Annotated in this window: 23 protein-coding genes; 11 read left to right on the top strand and 12 right to left on the bottom strand. The window is 38.7% G+C overall.

What is annotated here, in order from left to right; all coding sequences use genetic code 11:
* From BFI01S_RS23210 to BFI01S_RS00690, 3 genes are all read left to right on the top strand, one after another.
* The coding region (locus BFI01S_RS23210; protein ID WP_218008331.1) for a hypothetical protein at positions 1–392 on the top strand (392 nt) is incomplete at its 5' end.
* A gap of 24 nt (positions 393–416) precedes the next feature.
* Positions 417–542, top strand: a complete 126-nt coding sequence (locus tag BFI01S_RS24285; protein WP_268875303.1) for a hypothetical protein — start codon at positions 417–419, stop codon at positions 540–542.
* Positions 496–960, top strand: a complete 465-nt coding sequence (locus BFI01S_RS00690; protein WP_275060902.1) for a M67 family metallopeptidase — start codon at positions 496–498, stop codon at positions 958–960. Before BFI01S_RS24285 ends, BFI01S_RS00690 begins: the two co-directional genes overlap by 47 nt.
* 175 nt (positions 961–1,135) lie before the next feature.
* On the opposite strand, the gene BFI01S_RS00685 is transcribed toward BFI01S_RS00690, so the two are convergent.
* From BFI01S_RS00685 to BFI01S_RS00670, 4 genes are all read right to left on the bottom strand, one after another.
* A complete protein-coding gene (locus BFI01S_RS00685) occupies positions 1,136–1,816 on the bottom strand; it encodes a galactosyltransferase-related protein (protein ID WP_061790884.1) in 681 nt (226 codons plus the stop codon).
* A 44-nt stretch (positions 1,817–1,860) separates the two neighbouring features.
* Entirely contained in the window at positions 1,861–2,919 is a 1,059-nt protein-coding gene (locus BFI01S_RS00680; RefSeq protein WP_061790883.1) for a polysaccharide pyruvyl transferase family protein, read from the bottom strand.
* 34 nt (positions 2,920–2,953) lie between these two features.
* Positions 2,954–3,868, bottom strand: a complete 915-nt coding sequence (locus BFI01S_RS00675; protein ID WP_235831066.1) for a CgeB family protein — start codon at positions 3,866–3,868, stop codon at positions 2,954–2,956.
* 167 nt (positions 3,869–4,035) lie between these two features.
* Positions 4,036–4,890 (bottom strand): glycosyltransferase, encoded by an 855-nt coding sequence (locus BFI01S_RS00670; RefSeq protein WP_235831065.1) that lies wholly within the window; start codon positions 4,888–4,890, stop codon positions 4,036–4,038.
* 178 nt (positions 4,891–5,068) lie between these two features.
* On the opposite strand from BFI01S_RS00670, the gene BFI01S_RS00665 reads away from it, so the two are divergent.
* Positions 5,069–6,208, top strand: coding sequence for a hypothetical protein (locus tag BFI01S_RS00665; protein ID WP_061790881.1), 1,140 nt, complete (start codon positions 5,069–5,071; stop codon positions 6,206–6,208).
* A 148-nt stretch (positions 6,209–6,356) separates the two neighbouring features.
* Positions 6,357–6,845, top strand: coding sequence for a M15 family metallopeptidase (locus tag BFI01S_RS00660; protein ID WP_235831070.1), 489 nt, complete (start codon positions 6,357–6,359; stop codon positions 6,843–6,845).
* 37 nt (positions 6,846–6,882) lie between these two features.
* Here the strand turns inward: BFI01S_RS00660 and BFI01S_RS00655 are convergent, their stop codons facing one another.
* The 4 genes from BFI01S_RS00655 to BFI01S_RS00640 all read right to left on the bottom strand — a co-directional run bounded on the left by BFI01S_RS00655 (position 6,883) and on the right by BFI01S_RS00640 (position 10,185).
* A complete protein-coding gene (locus tag BFI01S_RS00655; protein ID WP_061790879.1) occupies positions 6,883–7,932 on the bottom strand; it encodes a M42 family metallopeptidase in 1,050 nt (349 codons plus the stop codon).
* Between the two features lie 107 nt (positions 7,933–8,039).
* Entirely contained in the window at positions 8,040–9,125 is a 1,086-nt protein-coding gene (locus BFI01S_RS00650; RefSeq protein ID WP_061790878.1) for an AI-2E family transporter, read from the bottom strand.
* A 335-nt stretch (positions 9,126–9,460) separates the two neighbouring features.
* Positions 9,461–9,646 (bottom strand): hypothetical protein, encoded by a 186-nt coding sequence (locus BFI01S_RS00645; protein WP_061790877.1) that lies wholly within the window; start codon positions 9,644–9,646, stop codon positions 9,461–9,463.
* Between the two features lie 104 nt (positions 9,647–9,750).
* Positions 9,751–10,185, bottom strand: a complete 435-nt coding sequence (locus BFI01S_RS00640; protein WP_048010170.1) for a hypothetical protein — start codon at positions 10,183–10,185, stop codon at positions 9,751–9,753.
* Positions 10,186–10,343: 158 nt separating this feature from the next.
* On the opposite strand from BFI01S_RS00640, the gene BFI01S_RS00635 reads away from it, so the two are divergent.
* Positions 10,344–12,635 (top strand): ATP-dependent DNA helicase, encoded by a 2,292-nt coding sequence (locus BFI01S_RS00635; protein ID WP_061790876.1) that lies wholly within the window; start codon positions 10,344–10,346, stop codon positions 12,633–12,635.
* Positions 12,636–12,670: 35 nt separating this feature from the next.
* Here BFI01S_RS00635 and BFI01S_RS00630 read toward each other — a convergent pair whose 3' ends face one another.
* Entirely contained in the window at positions 12,671–12,871 is a 201-nt protein-coding gene (locus BFI01S_RS00630) for a hypothetical protein (protein ID WP_061790875.1), read from the bottom strand.
* Positions 12,872–13,202: 331 nt separating this feature from the next.
* Here BFI01S_RS00630 and ltaS point away from each other — a divergent pair, with 331 nt between their 5' ends.
* The 3 genes from ltaS (at position 13,203) to BFI01S_RS00615 (ending at position 16,420) form a co-directional block, all read left to right on the top strand.
* Positions 13,203–15,170: a lipoteichoic acid synthase gene (ltaS, locus tag BFI01S_RS00625; RefSeq protein ID WP_061790874.1), complete on the top strand. Its 1,968-nt coding sequence runs from the start codon at positions 13,203–13,205 to the stop codon at positions 15,168–15,170.
* 129 nt (positions 15,171–15,299) lie between these two features.
* Entirely contained in the window at positions 15,300–15,629 is a 330-nt protein-coding gene (locus tag BFI01S_RS22165; RefSeq protein ID WP_082804441.1) for a four-helix bundle copper-binding protein, read from the top strand.
* Positions 15,630–15,820: 191 nt separating this feature from the next.
* Positions 15,821–16,420 carry a YdhK family protein gene (locus tag BFI01S_RS00615; protein WP_061790872.1) on the top strand — a complete coding sequence of 200 codons (600 nt, stop codon included), beginning with the start codon at positions 15,821–15,823 and terminating at the stop codon, positions 16,418–16,420.
* A gap of 40 nt (positions 16,421–16,460) precedes the next feature.
* Here BFI01S_RS00615 and BFI01S_RS00610 read toward each other — a convergent pair whose 3' ends face one another.
* From BFI01S_RS00610 to BFI01S_RS00600, 3 genes are read right to left on the bottom strand one after another with little or no spacing between them, the layout of a single operon-like run.
* Entirely contained in the window at positions 16,461–17,021 is a 561-nt protein-coding gene (locus BFI01S_RS00610; RefSeq protein WP_061790871.1) for a TVP38/TMEM64 family protein, read from the bottom strand.
* Between the two features lie 3 nt (positions 17,022–17,024).
* Positions 17,025–17,702 carry a response regulator transcription factor gene (locus tag BFI01S_RS00605; protein ID WP_061790870.1) on the bottom strand — a complete coding sequence of 226 codons (678 nt, stop codon included), beginning with the start codon at positions 17,700–17,702 and terminating at the stop codon, positions 17,025–17,027.
* Positions 17,699–18,949, bottom strand: coding sequence for a HAMP domain-containing sensor histidine kinase (locus BFI01S_RS00600; RefSeq protein ID WP_501162069.1), 1,251 nt, complete (start codon positions 18,947–18,949; stop codon positions 17,699–17,701). Before BFI01S_RS00600 ends, BFI01S_RS00605 begins: the two co-directional genes overlap by 4 nt.
* Before the next feature lie 284 nt (positions 18,950–19,233).
* Between BFI01S_RS00600 and BFI01S_RS00595 the strand changes: the two genes are divergently transcribed.
* Positions 19,234–19,467, top strand: coding sequence for a hypothetical protein (locus BFI01S_RS00595; protein ID WP_061790869.1), 234 nt, complete (start codon positions 19,234–19,236; stop codon positions 19,465–19,467).
* Positions 19,468–19,630: 163 nt separating this feature from the next.
* Positions 19,631–20,314 (top strand): helix-turn-helix transcriptional regulator, encoded by a 684-nt coding sequence (locus BFI01S_RS00590; RefSeq protein ID WP_061790868.1) that lies wholly within the window; start codon positions 19,631–19,633, stop codon positions 20,312–20,314.
* Positions 20,315–20,324 lie beyond the last annotated feature (10 nt).

Below are 20,324 nucleotides of genomic sequence, written 5' to 3'. Positions count from 1 at the left end.
ACAGTGTAAAGGAACTAAATGACATTTACCGGCAATTCATTGAGGTGGAAAGAAAATATAAGGCAGAGTCTGAAGAACTTAACCAAATGCTGGATCAATACAAGGAAAAGGACATAAAAAATGAAAAAATGATCCGAAAATTAGAAATTGAGCTGCAGGAGTTAAGGTTAAAAGAGAAGAGTTTATTAGAAGAGATAGAAAATTCAGATAAAACAGCTAAAATGCAAGAAACTAAAATGAAGCGTTCTTCTCAGATGCAAAAATCAAAGCTACTGAATAGAAAAATAGAAAAGGAAAGAAATCAGGATTTTGACAGGCATGGGTCTCTGCCAATTCCACCTCAATCAGCCACGACCATGTTTGACCCTTTTAAATATTCAAAAAAACAATGAGTAAATAAACAAGGAGTGTATATAATGAAACGTCAGGATATTCAGGAAATGTATAAAAAATCAAAGTCAGTGGCTGTCGGCAGCGGAAGGAAGAAAAAAGCGGCTGCCAGACCAGTTCAACCCCAATATAAAAGATGCTGCGGCAGGTAATTTATCTGGCAGCGGAGGCGAATCCATTCGACTATCCAGAAATGTTTACTCTGAAATGCTCGCTCATGGAGAAAAAGAATTACCTTTTGAAGCATGCGGGTTATTATCAGGTTCTGGGGAAATGATAAAAACAATTTGGAAGGCGGTAAATAATAAGCGAAAGATGAACTCTTTTGAAATAAATGAAGAACAGGTTACATTACTCCTAACTAAAATTGAAGAAAAGAACGAATGCTTAGTCGGCATTTACCATTCACATCCAACAGCTCCGCCTGTTCCTTCAAGAGAAGATATTTGCTTTGCATATCCCGATCAAGTTTACTTTATTATTTCTTATGCTAAGAGAAAGCCAATAGTAAAATGCTATAGAATGAAACAGGGTAAAGTGTTTCCAGTAAAGATTATCTTTTATGATTAAAATAAGTCAGCCCCCACCTGCCAATTTGCTTTAAAAGAAAACGGTCAACATTAACGTTGACCGTTTTCTTGTTGATACCAGCATGGTCCTAACTCAATTATGGCCCCTTGAAAGACTTTGTTACGGTAAGAGATAATCAACTCATGATTTTTATCCTCTCACTCAATAACAACCTTTACCTTTCGTTAATAACTTTTCTCATTTCTTCTTTATTGTTCTGGGCCGCACAATATCTTTTAGCCAGCTGCAGATTAGCTGCATAGTTTTTATGATCGCGTGTATGAACACGAGGGTGCCATAGGTGATAAATACTTTGTTCTATCCTTACGTAACGCCCGCAAAAGGTATTCATAGCAGCAGCGAAAGCATCATCTTCTCCTCCCCATCCCTGAAAGCGTTCATCAAATCCCCCGGCTGCCTCAAAACAAGCACGGGTCATGATATTTATACCACCAACTGGCTTAAACCCTTTTGGTCCTCTTGGTTCAGTTTTAAGGTTAATAGATAATGGCCAAGCTGGTTTTGTCTGCAGTAATTGACTTGTACTATTCTTGGTCAAATCATTTACAATATTATATGGTATAATCCATGGATGCTGGTCAAGCATCTTTATTCCTTTTTTTATAGTGCTGGGACTGCAGATGATATCAGCATCAACAATTATTAAATTATTGCCTTTTGCTTTTTTCACTGCGTTGTTTATAGCTTTTGCTTTATTAAACGGAGGTTGGGAAGTTGCGATAATTATTTCTGCTTGCGGAAATAGATTTTCATAAAAGTTTTTAATCCATCTAAATGCATTTTCTCGTGGTCCATTATCTGAGAAAAAGGGAATTAGTATTGATAATTCATTCATATTTTCATGCTAGCCTCCTTAATGGGCAATATAAAATCCTTGACTTATTTCAAGAATAAATTATTTTTAAAGGGTTTAATAATTAACGGCATATACTTCTTCCTTTGGGTTGCATATTCTGTAATGGTTTTATTCTCATTTTCATGGGATTTGATTAATTTAATTATTTTAGAAGATAAACTCTGATCCCCAGTGGATATAACTAAATCATTTAATCCCAGTGAATAAAATAAATCAAAAACTTTGTATCTGTATCCTAAGGCTATAGATGGGACACCTGCTGAGAGAGAAATAAGATTAGGATGCATTTTAAAATTTATTGATATAGAAGTTGATGATAATCTTTGAATTAGCTCGTTCTCAGTATATAGCTTAGTATCTAGTATAACGTTAGTTGGGTCATTTATTTTCTTGTATAACCTTTCACCTATAGGACGGTCTTTATCCCATACAGTATATATTAAGACTTTGTAGCCTTCTTTTATCATTTTACTTAAGGCAATTACCAATTGATCCTCAACTTCCAATTCATTTTTCCCATAAATTTTGTTGTATGAAGTTCCCCAATTAATTGCAATTGTTTTATTCTTTTTGTTCCAAGAATTCATATTTGCAACAGGCAGTAAAAGACCAGGGTCACCGATTATCTTAATATGTTCTTCTTTAACACCAAGGCTAATAAGCGCTCTCTTTGTTAGAGGACCCCTTACTCCAGCATAAACAGCCTTTGCAAAAGTTCGTCTTAGAATTTTTGCATCCTCTGCGTTAAATAAGCCGGATAGGTCTGCTGACTTCCCTGCTTTTAATTTATTCAGATCTGATTCATCAATTTGGTCAATACCACTTCCCCAAATCATTACTTTTTTTCCTAACTTGATTCCGTTATAAAGAATATTAATAAAATACGGATCAATGAGAGAACCGCCTCCAAGAACAATCAAATCATATTTTGAGAGGTTAGTTGTATCTACTCCCGGGTATGAAGGGATAATCCGATAAGGTGTCAACATGTATTTACTGCTAAGGGATGTAAAAATATTTAATAAGAGGTCATCTCCTAAATTTTTATGACCTACCCATCCAAGGTATAGTATTTTTTTCATTATTATTACTCCTCGTATATTAGTAGTAAGAGCTTTAACTTGAAAAGTTCCTAGGCTGTATGAAATTCTTTTTTTTGAAATATAAATCACTCATAATATTAATAACTTCCATCGCCCTGTGCTCATAGGTGTGATGGCGTAAAAGGTGCATCTTTCCTTTTTGGGCTATTAACTCAGCTTGACTGGGGTTTTTTAAATAGTAGTTAATTTTACTAATAAGGTCTTGCTGATTTTTGAATATTACGCAATGTTCATTTTCCTGGAATATATTTTCGAGACCGGGAACATAATCTGTAATTACTAAACTGCCGCATCCGATTCCTTCGAATATCCTCATGTTTAGACTCTTGATCCTATCAGCACTGTAGTTAATCACTATTTTTGAATTACAGTATTCATCTCTTAAAGCTTTTAGAAAAATCTTTTTCCCTAATGAAAGCCTATATTTTCTTCCAAATAATTTGTTAATTCTGCTGAGGGCCAAAGCCCTATTTTTATAAAAGCTGGGATTCTTGCTGCCAACAAAAGCAATGTCAATTTTCCTTTCACTGAAATTTTGGCTGCAATTGAAAATATCTGTAGACATTGCAAAAGGAAAGAATTTTACTGGAGCCGGGAAGTTTTTAGCTAAATGAAGGGAGTGGGCCAATAATATAAGGTCAGGGTTGTACATTTTCGAGAGATATATGTTGGTCTTTAATCTGTTTTCACCATGATGGATCCAAAATAGAATGGGAATCCTGGCTAGGTTTATATTTTTTACTCTTACCAGTGTTTTAGAGGGACTTTCTACAAAAATTACTCCCAAAAAATCATTTTGGTTAATCACCCCAAAGTCAATTGTGGTTTGAATCACATCGACTTCGTGGCCAATTGAACGGAAGCCATCTTCTAAATATCTCCCAGGTGTAAATTCGGTCTTTCCATAACACATTAATATTTTCTTCAACCTTTCTCACGCCTTTATTCTATATTTGTAAAGCTATATTAATTGCTTTGGTAATGGCCAATATAATATATGTTTGAATATAGAGTTTGGTATAGGTTTGCTACCTACAAAGCTAAAAAGATAGACTGTTTACATGTCAGAAAAAAAGAACCCATATGTCAGGGTTCTTAAAAAGGTATTCGAAATTTTTTAAAGAACCATGTATCATCATATTTTCTAGTTTTGAAATAGCTTTGTCTTTGTCTAAGTACACCATCATTCTTCACTTGTTTTTCTATAATGCTTGAATCAAGCCCTTTGATTAGTTTTTTGCATTTCTCAATTCTTACATAGTTAAAATGCGAATAGGCCATTCGTAAAAGATTGTAGGAGACATCCTCATTTGATATTTTATATGGATGTGATTTTCTGAAAAGGTGCAAAATTTTGACTGATGGCATTACACTGCATTTGTAGCCGAAGAGCCATAATCTTATTGACAGTTCCACATCTTCGTGTCCCCACGTTCTAAACCCCTGTTCAAATCCGCCAACTCCATTAAATGTTTTTTTGGAAATCATAAAGCAACCACCGGAGATAATTGCAGTATCAAATAAGTTTGGCTTTGCAGCATTCCATTTGATTCTTAAGTTTTTACTTAAAGACATGCCATATCCAATAAACTTAGGATCTCCAATTGCGGCAATTGCCGGAGCAACAGCATCTGTACGCCTCTTTTCAAGAGGTACGATAAGCCCGTCAATCCAATAATCTTCAAACTCCAAGTGCGCATCACAAAAGGCCAGGTATTTTCCTTTAGCTTGTTCAGCACCAAGGTTTCTTGCTCTTGCAGCACCAATTCCTTTTGTACGAATAAGCTTTACTTTATGTTTATAGGTATCTATGAAACTGCAGCAGCCATCTGTGGATGCATCATCTACCACAATAGCTTCAAATGGGATATGGGAATTTACTGAAAACAGGGAATCTAAAGTGCTTTTAACATTCGTTCCTTCATTTTTGACAGGGAAAATGATAGACACTTGTGGTGTCGCCGACACAATCTTCACTCCTTACAAAATTCATTTGCAGTTGTTCTTGTATCATATGATTGTGCGTATAGCATGGTAACGGCGAAGGTTAAGGGTTGTTTTGTCATATCCATCCTATTTGAACTCATACAATGGGAAAGGAATGAAACTACGGAAAAAGGTGATATCAATGAAAGTGAATGTATCCTATCTGGGTAAAGAAAAAGGAATAGCTGATTTTTCATCTTTGCCATCATTGATTTTATTTTGTTCCAGACATGGACTGGACACTACATGGTCAAGGGAAGAAAAAACATTATTCATTGACAGTCCTCAAAAAAATCGAATTCTTCTTCTGACAATGGAAGGAGGGGAAGATTCAGATGTGCTGCAGGAAACATCCTGTATAATGAAGGAACTGCTGAAGAATTCAGGAATTGTACTTAAAACTGAAAATGACCAGCAGGAGTATGAAGGAACTGGTTTCCATGTTCATTTGAAATTTACTAATAGTGAAGACATTGTCATTACATGCAAAAAATCAGAGATCATTCCGGTTATTCAGAAGCATTGCAGGAAAACTGTTTCAAGCCGGCCATATGTCTTTTTTAAAACAGATGGAGCGCAACAGAAAAGCGGGCCTTCAATATGCTGCGAAATCCCAGTCAATTTTAATGGTTTAGAAGAGTTCCTAATACAGATGCAGGCTGCTATTCTGGAACATTTTATCGGCAGCAGTGAGCTGCTGAACTGGGTGGGGCTCGAGACTGTAGTTGAGCTCTTCAGCAGCGGGTCGCCTGAGAAGAAAAAAAAGCGGCAGCAGAAAAGAACTCCAGACAATCGCCCGGCTGAGGTGAAGCCACAGGTTAATGCTGAGGGAGAGGCTTACTTTAATTATACAATCCATCCTCAGTCCAACAATGAAAAATATACATTGATCACAGACCTTGTAATAAAAAATACAGGTACGGCAGCACTTCATAACCCGATTGTCTGCATTAGGGTTGATCCCCCTGCTCAGGTAGAAATCGGCGGGCAGATCCTTCCACCGGAGATGGTGGAAGTATTGGCAGTTCAGGGAACGGAAGGAGCGCAGGGCTGGCAGTATGCAAATGATGATTGGCTTCAGGAAGGTTATGAAAAAGGAGTGTTTTGGATCAGGCCTATTGACACCTTATCCATTAATCCTGAAGAAATTGGCGGCATATATCAATTTCATTTAAATTTTGATAAATTGGAAAAGGGAACATGTACAGTTGAAGCATTCGTTTATTTCAGGGAACAAGATGTAACATTTAAGGCTATGAATGACATAAGCTTCGCTTTTTAAGCTGAGGGAATCCATTATTCTGGATTCTCTTTTTTATTTTGTAGTATTCTAGAATACTAAGCAGGAAATAAAGGTTGAGGATTGATTTCATATGATAAAAAGAATTAATGGGCTGCTGCTGACGATCTTAATAGCAAGCATTTTTGCGATGCTCATTTACCAATATTTAAAACCGGCGGATTTTAAAGAAGTTCCGCCCCCGACAGCACTTCACCCTCTAGTTGCTGAAAAGAAGAATGAACTTATTGCTCTGGCTGCCGACAAGGGCATTAACGTAGTTATCACTCAGGATTTCAGAAGCATTGAAGAACAGGATGCTTTATATGAAAAAGGCCGTACTGCTGAGGGAAATATTGTTACCCATGCAAAAGGCGGGGAGTCCTACCATAACTTTGGTCTGGCAATTGATTTCGCACTGATGTCCGTAGATGGCCAGGTGATCTGGGACATGAATTATGACGGCAACGGCAACAGCAGGGCCGATTGGATGGAGGTTGTTAAGATTGCAAAGGACCTTGGTTTTGAATGGGGTGGAGATTGGACACAATTCAAGGACTATCCACATCTTCAAATGGATTTCGGTCTTTCCATCTGGGAGCTGCAGAGAGGGAAGAGGCCGCCTGAAGCCGAAAGATAATAAAAGAAACTGCACTCGAGTGCAGTTTCTTTATTTGCTAAATGATCATCTCAGATTGTACATAGTGATACAGCAGTTTAGCCGTATTTTCAATCGAATCCTCATGTGTACGCTCAAAAGCATGTGATGAATCAATTCCTGGGCCGATCAAGCCGTGTACGATATCATGGCCGGAGCGGATGGCTGCTGATGCATCAGAACCGTAAAATGGGTAAATATCCAGCTTGTACCCAATTCCATTTTCCTCGGCAAGCTGCACGAGACGCTTTCTTAATTCGTAATGATAAGGACCGCTTGCATCCTTCACACAGATGGATACCGTATATTCATCAGTGGATTGGCCATCACCCATCGCACCCATATCCACAGCCAGGTATTCGACCGTTTCCGCTGTAATATTGGAATTGCCGCCATAGCCGATTTCTTCATTGTTTGAGATGAGGAAATGGGTTGTGTACGGCAGCTCAGTGTTATCTGCTTTCAGCTGTTTAATCAGCTGAAGAAGGATCGCCACACTAGCCTTATCGTCAAGATGGCGTGATTTAATGAAGCCTGCAGGTGTCGTCTGCACACGCGGGTCAAAGGATACAAAATCACCGACCCCGATTCCCAACCCACGGACTTCGTCAGCATTATGTACTTTTTCATCAAGGCGAATTTCCATGTTTTCCTGGTTTCTTTCAGCTTTCCCGGCATCTTTATAGACATGAACAGAAGTCTGATGCATCAGAATAGTGCCGGTGAATTTTTTGCCTGATGATGTTTCGATTTCACAGTACTCTCCTTCTATCGAGTTGTATTTAAATCCGCCGATTAAATCAATCTTCAGGCGTCCGCCCGGCTTAATTTCCTTAACAATTGCGCCAAGGGTATCAACGTGCGCAGTCAGCATTCTGTGATTATTTTCGTCTTTTCCAGGAAGGGTTGCAATAAGTCCTCCTTTCCGGTTGCGCTTCGTTTCCACATTAAGCTCGTTTAAAAACTTTTCTACATATGTAATCACTTCATTTGTATTTCCGGAAGGACTTGGAATTGAAACAATTTCTTTTAATAAGCTGATCGTTTCTTTTGTACTCGGGTACGCCATTCAAAAACTCCTCTCAAATTATTCTCGCGCAATTCTTATTATACTGTTATTTGTTGGGATAAGCATGTGCTATAAATAAAAAACTGCCATAACGGCAGTCCATTTGATTAAATCTCTTCGGATAGCAGGCTTTTCCTTGTTCTTAATCGGTAAAACCTTCTGAAGTCTTTTACGAGAACCTTTATGACAGAATAAAAAGGTATAGCAATCAGGATTCCGATAAAACCATAAATCGATCCTGCTGCCATTAAGATAATAATGACTGTAAGCGGATGGAGGTTAAGTCTTTTGCCCATCACATGAGGTGAGACAAGATTGCTTTCAAGAAGCTGAACTGAAATCAGAACCAGTATGATTTTTAATACCATTCCCGGTCCCTGCAATAACCCGATGAATACTGCGGGAATGATCCCGAGCACAGGACCAAGAAAAGGAACAACAGTCAGGAACATCGCAAACACAGCTAATATTAATGCGTATTCTAACCCGATAATCTTATAACCGGCATACATTAACACGCCGTCGGCGACTGCCACAATAAACTGGCCGGTTACATAGGAAAATAAAGTTTTGTCTATATCCCCCAAAATCCGATGGCCTTCTTCCTCATGTTTGTCGGGAAGGTATTTTAAGAGAAAAGGCCTGAGCTTATGGTCATCCTTGAGGAAGTAGAAAAGGATAAAAGGTACAACAACGATGACAGTGACAATACTCGTAATGGTAGAAAAAACCTTCATTACGTTTTCTCCTGCCCCTGATAAAATGGTTTCCAGGAAGGTCAGTATTTTGTTTTTGACACGGTCATAGGAGAACATGCCCATATTATTTTCCTCAACCACTTTCTCCGTTTCATCCGATAAGTCCTCCATCTTAGCAGGCAGATTTTCGCTGATTTCTGCTATCTGGCTGCCAATTGTTGTGCCGAGCAGATTAAATCCTAAATAGCCTAAACCCAGGACCGCTGCAAAGATAAGCAGAATGCTGGCTGTTTTGGGCACAGCCCTTGAAACCAGCCTGACGAGGGGTCTTAGTATATAGTAAAAAATGCCGGCAATTAAGACCGGGAAGAAAATAGTTGCAATCAGGGCACGGATCGGCCATAAGAAATAATCAATTTTCCCAAGGAGGAAAATGATGATTAACACGAATATGGTGCCTGCAGCATATTTAAAAAATGGTTTATTGATCCACATGCATATACCCCAACCCTTATATATGTATTTACTACTCACTGTTCCTTTTTTTAAACAGTGTTAAACACCGGTTTAAGAATCTATGTAAGAGGAATAGTTTAAGAATGAACTATATAACAGGTGAGGGAACTGACAATGCAATTTTTTAAGAATGTAACCATGCAGGAAGTACTGCTGTTCCTATTGTTTGCAGGATTAATGTTGACAAGAGGTTTATAAAAAATGGGATAGAACTTGTATCTGCACAGCTGTTGCCCAGTGAATGACAGGGCGGGTTAAATGGCGAAAGAACGAAACCACCATCCGCTAGAGGCTGGTGGTTTCCAAAGTAAAATTTATTTTCCTAACAAAGCTTTCACTCCAAGATAAAGAATGGCAAGACCGAAGATGATCATAGCCAGACTGCCGACAATGGTGAAAAAGCTGGCAATACCTGAAGTAATAACTGCAGTAACAGGTACCATTGTCATGCCGTAGCCAGCAAGCATACATGCAAGATATAATAATGCCAATTGATACATTACAAATCCCTCCTTTCCATACTAACGTATGAAAAGGAAAGAATCTTGCTTGGTCTAATATCCCGAATCTTCAGAATAACTCAAAAATAATTCTGTTGAATTATTTAATGTGCATGCTTTGCTTCCTGTACTGCAATGATTTTCAGGGCAGTTAATTCTTCCTCGGATAACCTTTCTGTTAAAAGACTGTATAGTTCGTTTTTCTCTGCAGCAGTCAATCCGCCTTTAACTTTTGAAGCACTCTTCTGGATTTCATCAATCGAGAAGCTTTCTGAAATCTTTTTCATAGCCTCTTCTTTTGTCTTGATCGGCAATGATGTCTTTTGAAGATCTACAGCTATTAAATCATCCTCACTGCTTCCAAGCAGTGCCTCTACATTTGGGTCACTGGCAAGCATCGCAAGGTCATCCTCAGTAATGCTGCCGGCAACTTCTGTCATTACTTTATTTGATATGGAGTTCATTGAAGCAAAATAAATGAGAAAACCCAATAGAATAAAAGACCCTCCAGTGATTGTCCAAAAAATAATTTTTTTCAACTTTATGGACTGCTCAAGAAGCGAACAGTTCCATTCACACTCCTCTCATTTTCTTTCTTCTTAAATTGTATATGGTTAGTTCCTTCTTTTGCAAATCTTTCTTATATGCAGAACGTATGTGCTATAATAGATGAATAGTAAAATAAGGGGCCGTTTCAATGGATAATAAGATAAAAATATCAGTAAGATCACTGGTTGAATATGTATATAAAAGCGGCAGCATTGAAACGGGCTTCCGTTCTGCAGTGCCGCTTTCAGAAGGAACAAGAATTCATCAGAGAATTCAAAAGCAGTATGGGGAAGAGGATCAAAAAGAAGTGTATCTGCAAGCAGGATTAACCTTCAATCACCTCGACTTTCAGCTCGATGGAAGATGTGACGGGCTTATCATTAAAAATGGCGAACGGATTATTGATGAAATTAAGTCTGTATCTCTCCCTCTATCTGAAATTGATAAATTTGCATATCCAGTCCATTGGGCTCAGGCTAAATGCTATGCTTTCATGTATGCGAAAGACAATAATATTTCAAATATGACAGTTCAATTAACATATGTACATGCTAAAACAAATGAAGTGAAAAGATTTCTGCAAAGCTATTCGTTTTGTGAACTGGAAGAATTCATAGTGCATCTTCTCGAATCCTATTCTCCCTACGCAGAATTAAGGGTTCGGCATCAAAAGGATTTAATAAAAAGTCTTCAGGAACTGACTTTTCCTTTTCCAGCTTATCGAAATGGCCAGAGGAAATTAGCAGGGGCAGTATACAAAACCATTGCCGAAGGGAAAAACTTATTTGCCAACGCACCTACAGGCATTGGCAAAACCATTTCAACCCTTTTTCCAGCATTAAAAGCCATTGGGGAAGGACATATTCAGAGGATCATCTATGCCACGGCTAAAACCATTACCCGTCAGGCTGCAGAAGGGGCCATTAGCCTGATGAGGGATAATGGTTTGAATATTAAATCGGTCACAATCACGGCCAAGGACAAAATTTGCTTTAAGGAAGAAACCAATTGCCAAAAAGACAGCTGTGAGTTTGCCAATGGATATTACGACCGGATCAACCAGGCCGTACTTGACCTCCTGAAGAATGAGAACATGATAAGCAGAACGACAATTGAACAATATGCTAAGAAGCATAAAGTCTGCCCTTTTGAATTTTCATTGGATGCCGCATATGCCGCTGACGCCATTATCGGTGACTATAACTATATTTTCGATCCGAGGGTCTCACTGAAGCGATTGCTGGAAGAGGAGAAAAAGAAAACGGCTCTATTGATCGATGAAGCTCATAACCTGGTGGACCGCGGAAGGGAAATGTATTCAAGTTCCCTGGAGAAATCAGCCTTTCTTCAGTTGAGCAGAAGCTTTAAGGGGAAGGATGAAGGGATTCAAAAAAGCGTAAAACAGGTTAATGGAATTTTTATTGCATTAAAAAAGAAATGTGGCGAAAATCAGGAGATCGCAGAAAAAGATCCCCCTGAAGAACTTTTTGAGATTCTTGAGGAATTTGTTCAATATGCCGAAAACTATCTGAGGCAAAACAGAAACAATACAGAAGAAGAATTGCTGGAAGTATACTTTGCAGCCCAGAACTTCATCAGAATAGGAAAACTGTATGATGAAAGGTTTGTAACGTATATTCAAAAGCAGAGGAATGACCTGATCATCAAGTTATTTTGCCTGGATCCATCGAATCTTCTGCACAAGGCCAGAAAAGGATATAAATCGGCTATCTTTTTTTCCGCTACCTTAATGCCTCTTAACTATTATCTGGACATGCTTGGCTTTCAAGAGGAAGATTTTATTGTATCCGTTCCTTCCCCTTTCTCCAAAGAGCAGGCTAAAGTCTACATACAGCCGCTTTCCACGAGATATCGTGACCGGGAAGAATCTATCGAACCGATTGTCAGGACTATTAAGAGCATGCTAAAGGGACAGAGGGGAAATTACTTGATCTTCTTTCCGTCCTATCAATATATGGAGAATGTTTATGGAAGGTTCCTTGATGAGGAAATGCCAGTACATGCAATCATTCAAAAGACAGGAATGGATGAAAGAGAAAGGGAGGAGTTTCTGGATGCATTTCAGCCAAATGCTTCTGGAACTCTGTTGGGGTTCGCTGTCATGGGCGGGATTTTTTCGGAAGGAATTGATTTGCAGGGAGATAGGCTGAATGGTGTATTTGTGGTTGGTGTCGGTCTTCCCCAGATTGGGTTTGAACGTGATATAATGAAAGCTTATTTTCAGCAGCAAGGGAAAAACGGCTATGATTATGCCTATACTTATCCTGGAATGAACAAAGTTCTTCAGGCAGGGGGCAGGCTTATTCGTTCTGAAAATGATACAGGGATGATTGTCTTAATGGATGACAGGTATGTACAGGCAAAGTATCAGGCCCTGCTGCCAGAGGAATGGAAGGATTTTATAGTAATAAGAAATTAAAAACATCCTGCTCAAAGAGCAGGATGTAAATCGTATTATTTAGTAATGACAGGACCTTTCGGGGCCTGCATTTTTCCGAGCGCTCTTTCGAAAACCGGGTAAAAGAATTGTACAACAAGTCCAAGTGTTAATGTTACCACGATTGTGCCTACTCCGATTGCACCTCTGAATGTCAGGGCTACACCCATTGTCAGGATCAGCATCCCAATAATAAAAAATAATAGACGTTCTTTCATGAAGACTCTCCAATCCAACGATGTTTAAATTCAGCTTGGCCCTTTTTAAAATCAATACTCCCTCAGCATTGAAATTATGAAGGGAAAATTCATTTTACCATATAAAATATATTGGGTAACAGGTTATTTTATTAAAAATTGTTGGTTTTTGCAGGAAAAAGGCGAAAGATATAAAGGAGATATCCATTTTCAATGATTTGAAATTGTGCTATATTATTTTACATTCGTTCACCATTTATTAATGCAGTATCTACAAAATTTTTACATAATAAAAACTTAGCCGCTGCTAAGTTTTTCGCATGTGTACAATTTAAGAGGTGAAACCACACAAATGAGAAAGTTATTTAAATCGCCTAAGAAACTGGCGAAAAGCAGCCTTGCTGTATTCTTTCTGACTGTTATCCTTTTTTGGCTAAAAACATATGTAGCCTATCGCATTGAATTTAACTTAGGGATTAATAATGACATACAGCGATTTCTCCTGTTTTTGAATCCGTTAAGTTCTACACTGGTATTCCTGGGATTGGCTTTGTTTTTCAAAGGGAAATGGCAATCCGGCATGCTTATTGGTTTGGATTTCTTCTTATCCTTCCTGCTTTATGCAAATGTCGTTTATTATCGATTCTTTAACGACTTTATTACGGTTCCTGTTCTAATGCAGGCAAAAGTAAATGGGGGGCAGCTGGGTGATAGTGCTCTGTCGTTAATGACTCCTTGGGATATCTTTTATTTTACAGATACACTGCTGCTTCTTTTTCTGGCAATCAGGAAGTGGTACAAACCTGAAAAGAAAATTAGCCGAAAACCAGCCTTGGCTGTTATGGCTGCAGGGATCATTGTATTCTTCATTAATCTTGGAATGGCCGAGAATGACCGCCCTGAACTGCTTACACGTTCTTTTGACCGCAATTATTTGGTTAAATACCTGGGAGCATACAATTTCACGATTTATGATATTGTGCAGAATGCGAAGTCTGCCAGCCAGAGAGCTCTTGCGGATACGAACGATGTGACTGAAGTGGAGAACTATGTTAAAGCAAAATATGCACCTCCAAACCCTGAATACTTCGGAAAAGCCAAGGGCATGAATGTTATTTATGTATCCATGGAATCACTGCAGACTTTTATTATAGATTACAAGCTGAATGGAAAAGAAGTTACCCCATTCCTGAACTCACTGGCACATAGCGGCAAGACATTTTACTTTGATAATATAGTCAATCAAACTGGACAGGGAAAGACTTCCGATGCTGAGTTTATCATGGATACATCGCTATATCCCATGTCACAGGGAGCCGTTTATGTAACAAAAGCTCAAAATACATTCCATGGCACACCTGCTATCTTAAAGCCACATGGCTATACTTCAGCAACTTTCCATGGAAACTACAAGACATTCTGGAATCGTAACGAAATGTATAAAACCATGGGCTATGATAAGTTTTTTGATGCTGAGTATTACAATATGAGCGATGAAAACACGAAAAACTATGGTTTGAAGGATAAGCCGTTTTTCAAGGAATCCATGCCGATGCTGACCAGTCTTCCACAGCCATTTTATACAAAATTCATTACTCTTTCTAACCACTTCCCTTTTAAGATGGATGAGTGGGATACTGATTTTCCTGCTGGAGAAACAGAAAATGATGTGGTTAATCACTACTTCCAGTCGGCGAATTATATGGACCAGGCACTCGAGCAGTTCTTTAACGATTTAAAGGATTCCGGACTGTATGATCATACAGTAGTTGTTTTATATGGAGATCATTACGGAATTTCTGAAAACCACAATGAGGCAATGGCAGAGGTGATCGGAAAAGAAATTACTCCGTTCGAATATGCCAAGCTTCAAAGAGTGCCAGTATTCATACATGTACCTGGAGTAGATGGCGGCATTGTCCATAATATCGGCGGACAGGTAGATGTGCGTCCAACATTACTTCACCTGCTGGGGATTGATACGAAAAATCACCTTGAAATGGGATCAGATCTGTTATCGGGAAAACACCGTGAAGTTGTCCCATTCCGAAACGGCAACTTTATTTCACCGGAATATACCCAAATTGAAGAAACCTGCTATTATACGGAAACCGGCGAAATAGCTGAGGCTAATGCATGTAAGTCACTCTCTGATCAGGCTAAAAAAGAGCTGGAAATGTCGGACAACATAGTTTATAAAGACCTCCTGCGCTTTTATAAGCCGGAAGGATTTGTTCGAGTGAACCGGAGTGATTATTCATATATTAAGAAAGAGGTCCCGTTTAAAGAGGAAAGGAATGGGCCTGGTGTACAGAAGTAAAATTCAGGAGCGGAGAGAATACTCTCTGCTCTTTTTTTAACCCTTAAATATATGCAGAAAGTATGGAGTTTACTGAGAAAGTGCGAGGGTAGAATATCATTGAAAAGATATAATGAAAGGGTGATAAGGATGTACAACCAATCTTTTGAAGAATGCATCCAAGCTTGTTTAGAGTGCATGAAAGCCTGTAATGTATGCTATGATGCATGCTTGGGAGAAGAGGATGTTAAAATGATGGCAGAATGTATTCGACTGGATAGGGAGTGTGCTGATATCTGTGCCTTTGCTGCTAAGGCAATGCAGTCTGACAGCCCCTTTGCCAAGCAAATTTGCAATCTATGTGCAGATATATGTGATGCCTGCGGAAATGAGTGCAAAAAACACGATCACGATCATTGCCAGCGCTGCGCTGAAGTATGCTTTAAGTGTGCAGAAGAATGCCGTAAAATGGCTGCTTAAATCAGCAGACAAAACAGACATCCAGCGGGGTGTCTGTTTTTAATCCAGTTTATTGCAATATTTGGTTATGGAGACTGTACATATTTTCCGTCTGAAAAGGCAGTATTAATTTAGACATTTGCATACCTGTTTCATAATTTCTGCACAATTTATTGCCATACTAACTTCATGAAGAAAAGGAGGAATTGAATATGTTAACAAGAAAAAAATTCGCCATTTGGTTTGTTTCCCTGGCAGCAGCGTTAACTTTAACTGCATGCGGCGGAAGTGACGGGGATACTGGAGAGGAAAGTGCCAGCAAGGAAGAGAATACAACGAATAATGAAAGCAGCGGCCATTCAGGAGACCATTCAGGCATGGATCATTCCGGCTCAGGAGAAGTTCCTGAAGGAATAAAGGAAGCTGAAAACCCGAAATATGAAGTTGGAAGCAAAGCCTTTATAACAGAAGGACATATGGAGGGAATGGAGGGAGCGGAAGCAACCATTGCAGGTGCATATAATACAATCGTATATACTGTCTCTTATACACCAACCATTGGCGGTAAAAAAGTTGAAAACCATAAATGGGTAGTTCACGAGGAGATTGCTGATGCAGGTGAGGAGCCATTTAAAGAAGGCGACGAGGTAACATTAAACGCAAGCCACATGAAGGGGATGGAAGGAGCAACTGCCGAAATCGATTCTGTGAAGGAAACAACTGTCTATATGGTTGACTTTACTGCAGCTGACGGGCAGGAAGTAAAAAATCACATGTGGGTGACAGAAAACGAGCTTTCTCCTGCTGAATAATATAGAAAGTTAAAGAGCTTATCTGCCGAAGATAAGCTCTTTAGCTTAATTTAGCATTTTTATATAAATAGTAAATTAAAAAGAAGAACGCAACTAATAGAAAAATGGCTATTTGCAGCTCCTTTTCAAATTTTAGTATATGTGAAACCGCAAAGGCTTCCATGAACAATGCAGGTACTTTACCGATCGTGCTGGCAATGCCAAAGGGCAGAAGCCTCATTTTGCTGAATGCAGCTGCCAGTGTGACTGCACCTGATGGGACAAAAGGCAAGACTCTCAGCAAAACAACCATGAAAAACGCATCTGGACCTTCCGCACTCTGAAGCTTTGAAAAAAATTTGTTATTCTTTAGCTGAGGAAAAGAGGAGGTAAGCTTGGTGATCCCTTTGCGATAAAGTATAAAACTTATAATTGCTCCGGCTGCTTCTCCGATGATCAAAAGGACTAGACCCACTTTTAAATCAAAAGCGGCAACTGTTCCAGCCGTAATAAAGGCACTTGGGAGGAATCCGGTTATTGCTGCAGCAATGTTCATGAATATACTAAATAAAGCCGCCAATATCGGTTCATCTGAAAGCGATTCGATGATATCAGAAAACATCTATTAATCCTTTCCGGCCCATTTATAACCTAAACCCCAGACAGTCGTCAGATACTCATCTGCAGGAAACCCGGCTTTCCTTAATTTTTCACGTAAATTTCTTACATGCGAATCAATGGTGCGATCTTCGATTGACACCCCATAACCCCAAACAGAGCCTATTAAATGCTCACGTGAGAAAACTCTGTTCAAGTTTGAGAGAAAAAGGCTTAACATTGAAAACTCTTTTGGGGTTAACAGAATTTCCTTATTTTTATAGGAAAGCTCAAAAGAATCTTCATTAAATTCCAGCCCTTTAAAGGTTTTGGTTTTTCCATCTCTTTTGCTTCTTCTCAAAACCGCTTCAATCCTTGCGGATAATTCCTCATCATCGAATGGCTTCAGAATATAATCATCTGCTCCAATGTTCAATCCTTTTACAATGTCCGGCTTTTCGCTTTTGGCAGTAAGCATAATGATAGGAATATCCCAATATTTTTTAATTTCCCTGCATACACTCCATCCATCCATTTCAGGCATCATGACATCTAAAAGGACCAGATCTGCAGAATGGGTTTCCAAGTAAAGCAACGCATCAGAACCTGAAGTCAATTTTATGCAATTGTAGCCGCGGGGCGCTAAGTATAGAGAAATTAGATCAAGCATTCTAGTTTCATCGTCAACCAAAAGTATTGTTTTCATCTTTCCGTTTCTCCCTTAAAAAAAATTTCAAATTCTGTTCCGTCACCTTCTCTGCTGAAGACAGAAATAGTCCCTCCATGGGCATGGACAAGTTCTTTCACTATGGCGAGTCCAAGACCTGTCCCCCCAAGAGCTCTTGCACGTGATTTATCCACTCGGTAAAAACGATTAAAGATAAAGGGAAGTTCTTCTTCAGAGATTCCTCTGCCGGAATCATTTATTCTGATGATGACATGTTTTTTAGTCCTGCTTACCTCTACTGTTGTTTTATCTCCAGCTGAGGAATATTTAATCGCGTTATCCAGAAGATTAAATATGATTTGCTCCAGCCTTGATCCATCCGCAGAAAGGATGATTGATTCAGGGCAGCTGACAGATAGCTGCATGCCTTTTTCAGCGAATGCCGGAGAAAATTTTGTTTCAATTTTATTCATGAATTCGTTCAGATCTATTGGTTTTTTTATAATATCAAAGGTATTTTTATCGATCTTAGCCAAATCGAAAAGATTTTTAACCATATCTGAAAGCCGGTTGGTTTCCTCCAGGATAATCGATAAATATTGATTTCTCTCTTCCGGGCTCAGGTTCCGCTTCTGAACTATATCCGCATATCCTTTAATATAAGTAAGAGGAGTGCGAAGCTCGTGGGAAATGCTGGATAAAAATTCACTTCGTTCTTCTCTGAGATAATTTAGGTCGCCCGCCAATAACTGGATGGACCGTGCTAAATCCCCAAGTTCATCGTCACCGGTTTTAGGAAGGGAAACTGAAAAATCACCGCTGCTTATTTGTGAGGTGGCTTCCTTCATTTTAATCAGCGGTTTCGCAAGAGCCTTTGATAAAAAGATAATGATCGTAATGGTAAAAATGACAGCAACGAACCCGGCGATTAAAAATTGTTCATTTAAGCGTGAGATTAACGACTGAATCCAGGCTGTATCTTGAAACATATATACATGGCCAATCAGCACACCATTCTGTTCAATCGGGCTGACAGTTGAAATATAATCTTCTTCTTTCCAATTGTCACCGATGGTTTTGCCCTCCCTTTCAGAAGATATAGTCGGCTTTTCTATGTACCTTTGGATCAAACTGCTATCAACAGAAGAACCAAGGATCTCCTTGGTTGAATTTGTAATAACTACATCTGTAGTGGCTTCAGATTCCATCAGAGCTACATGGGAAATCGTATTTTCATCAAAATGCTTTTCGAGTATAGCACGGTGTGAATTGCCGCGTGTCTGCAAGGCTATGAGCTCTTCTTCCACACGTGATTCAACAAGGGTACTATGTAAAAGAAGAACATAGTTGTTTCAAGGCCAAAAAGGATCAGAAGGAACAGCAGACCGAGCTTCACAGACAGTTTTTTCAAAGAACTCACTCATTTCAAATCAATTACTTCTATTATAGTCGAAATGTTTGAAGAAACGATGCAGAAGAGGTATATGTTTTAATAGGACTGTAGAAGGTAAAATAGAATAATGATTAATACTAACGAAAAAAGTATACAGTCATACAGGAGGTTTTTTTAATGAGCGAATGTAAATTGGATCATACTCCGGAAGATGTTCAAAAGAAATTTGAACAGCAGAGAGGTTTTCTCCCGGAAGATATGAACCCGCTGTTTCAGTCATTTTTCCAGCAGGAACATACACAGGATATTTTAAATGAGGTCTTCCATCTGCTGAAAAAATTTGATCTTGCTTCTGAAGAAGAACGAACAGAGCGTGTCAGCAGGCTTTACCTTGTACTAAAGAATGTATAATATTGAATTGCCGCATATAAATCAGATGCGGCAATATTTATTTATCTTACAATTTTTTTGTAGCTATTAAAATTTTATTTTAACTATATTGTTTTTATGGTATTATGAAATTGAAGAGAAATATAGAGTAGTATAATATTGAAAGCGATTTCATAAAAAGGAAGTGACAAAGTTGAAGGAATGCCATAGACCTGTATTTGATTTGGCGATTCGGACTGCTGATATGCTTGTGCGAATGTTTGGTTCCCGCTGTGAAGTGGCCGTGCACGATTTCAGCGACTTAAAAAAATCGCTTATTCATATAGCAGGAGATATAACAGACAGAAAAATCGGCTCACCCATTACAGATCTTGTACTGAATGAATTAGCCAAACATAAAAACGAGGTAAATGATATAGCCAATTATAAAACACAGTCCAAAAAAGGAAATGTCATGAAATCATCTACGATTTTTCTCCGTGATGATGAAAATAAAGTAATTGGCGCTTTATGCCTAAATTATGATATTAGTCTGCTCATGCAATTCGGAGGAGAAATAGAAGAGTTTATCAGCTTTGATGAACATTCGTCTAAATCGGAAACCTTTTTTAATTCCGTTCAGGATGTTATTCACGAGATGGTAGATCAGGTTCTTCAGGGCTTTAAGAAGGCACCTTCATTGATGACGCTTGAAGAAAAAGTTGAATGTGTCCGCCAGCTTGAAGATAAAGGGACATTCCTCATTAAAGGGGCAACTGATTATGTCGCATCGGTTCTGGGGGTTTCGAAATTTACCATCTATAATTACCTGCAGAAAATCAGAACAATAAATGAGCTCCAGCCTGAAGCAGCACTGGAGCATAAATAAGAGTAGTTAT

Origin of the sequence: Cytobacillus firmus NBRC 15306, assembly GCF_001591465.1 — a bacterium.
Classification (GTDB): domain Bacteria; phylum Bacillota; class Bacilli; order Bacillales; family Cytobacillaceae; genus Cytobacillus; species Cytobacillus firmus.
The sequence above is the reverse complement of the archived record's forward strand: the minus strand, read 5'-3'. Positions and strand labels throughout refer to the sequence as shown.

Bases quoted from the DNA above. Each gene is read 5' to 3' on its own strand.
- BFI01S_RS24285 (WP_268875303.1), top strand. From the start codon at position 417: ATGAAACGTCAGGATATTCAGGAAATGTATAAAAAATCAAAGTCAGTG.
- BFI01S_RS00685 (WP_061790884.1), bottom strand. From the start codon at position 1,816: ATGAATGAATTATCAATACTAATTCCCTTTTTCTCAGATAATGGACCA.
- BFI01S_RS00680 (WP_061790883.1), bottom strand. From the start codon at position 2,919: ATGAAAAAAATACTATACCTTGGATGGGTAGGTCATAAAAATTTAGGA.
- BFI01S_RS00665 (WP_061790881.1), top strand. From the start codon at position 5,069: ATGAAAGTGAATGTATCCTATCTGGGTAAAGAAAAAGGAATAGCTGAT.
- BFI01S_RS00660 (WP_235831070.1), top strand. From the start codon at position 6,357: ATGCTCATTTACCAATATTTAAAACCGGCGGATTTTAAAGAAGTTCCG.
- BFI01S_RS00655 (WP_061790879.1), bottom strand. From the start codon at position 7,932: ATGGCGTACCCGAGTACAAAAGAAACGATCAGCTTATTAAAAGAAATT.
- BFI01S_RS00650 (WP_061790878.1), bottom strand. From the start codon at position 9,125: ATGTGGATCAATAAACCATTTTTTAAATATGCTGCAGGCACCATATTC.
- BFI01S_RS00645 (WP_061790877.1), bottom strand. From the start codon at position 9,646: ATGTATCAATTGGCATTATTATATCTTGCATGTATGCTTGCTGGCTAC.
- BFI01S_RS00635 (WP_061790876.1), top strand. From the start codon at position 10,344: ATGGATAATAAGATAAAAATATCAGTAAGATCACTGGTTGAATATGTA.
- BFI01S_RS00630 (WP_061790875.1), bottom strand. From the start codon at position 12,871: ATGAAAGAACGTCTATTATTTTTTATTATTGGGATGCTGATCCTGACA.
- ltaS (WP_061790874.1), top strand. From the start codon at position 13,203: ATGAGAAAGTTATTTAAATCGCCTAAGAAACTGGCGAAAAGCAGCCTT.
- BFI01S_RS22165 (WP_082804441.1), top strand. From the start codon at position 15,300: ATGTACAACCAATCTTTTGAAGAATGCATCCAAGCTTGTTTAGAGTGC.
- BFI01S_RS00615 (WP_061790872.1), top strand. From the start codon at position 15,821: ATGTTAACAAGAAAAAAATTCGCCATTTGGTTTGTTTCCCTGGCAGCA.
- BFI01S_RS00610 (WP_061790871.1), bottom strand. From the start codon at position 17,021: ATGTTTTCTGATATCATCGAATCGCTTTCAGATGAACCGATATTGGCG.
- BFI01S_RS00605 (WP_061790870.1), bottom strand. From the start codon at position 17,702: ATGAAAACAATACTTTTGGTTGACGATGAAACTAGAATGCTTGATCTA.
- BFI01S_RS00595 (WP_061790869.1), top strand. From the start codon at position 19,234: ATGAGCGAATGTAAATTGGATCATACTCCGGAAGATGTTCAAAAGAAA.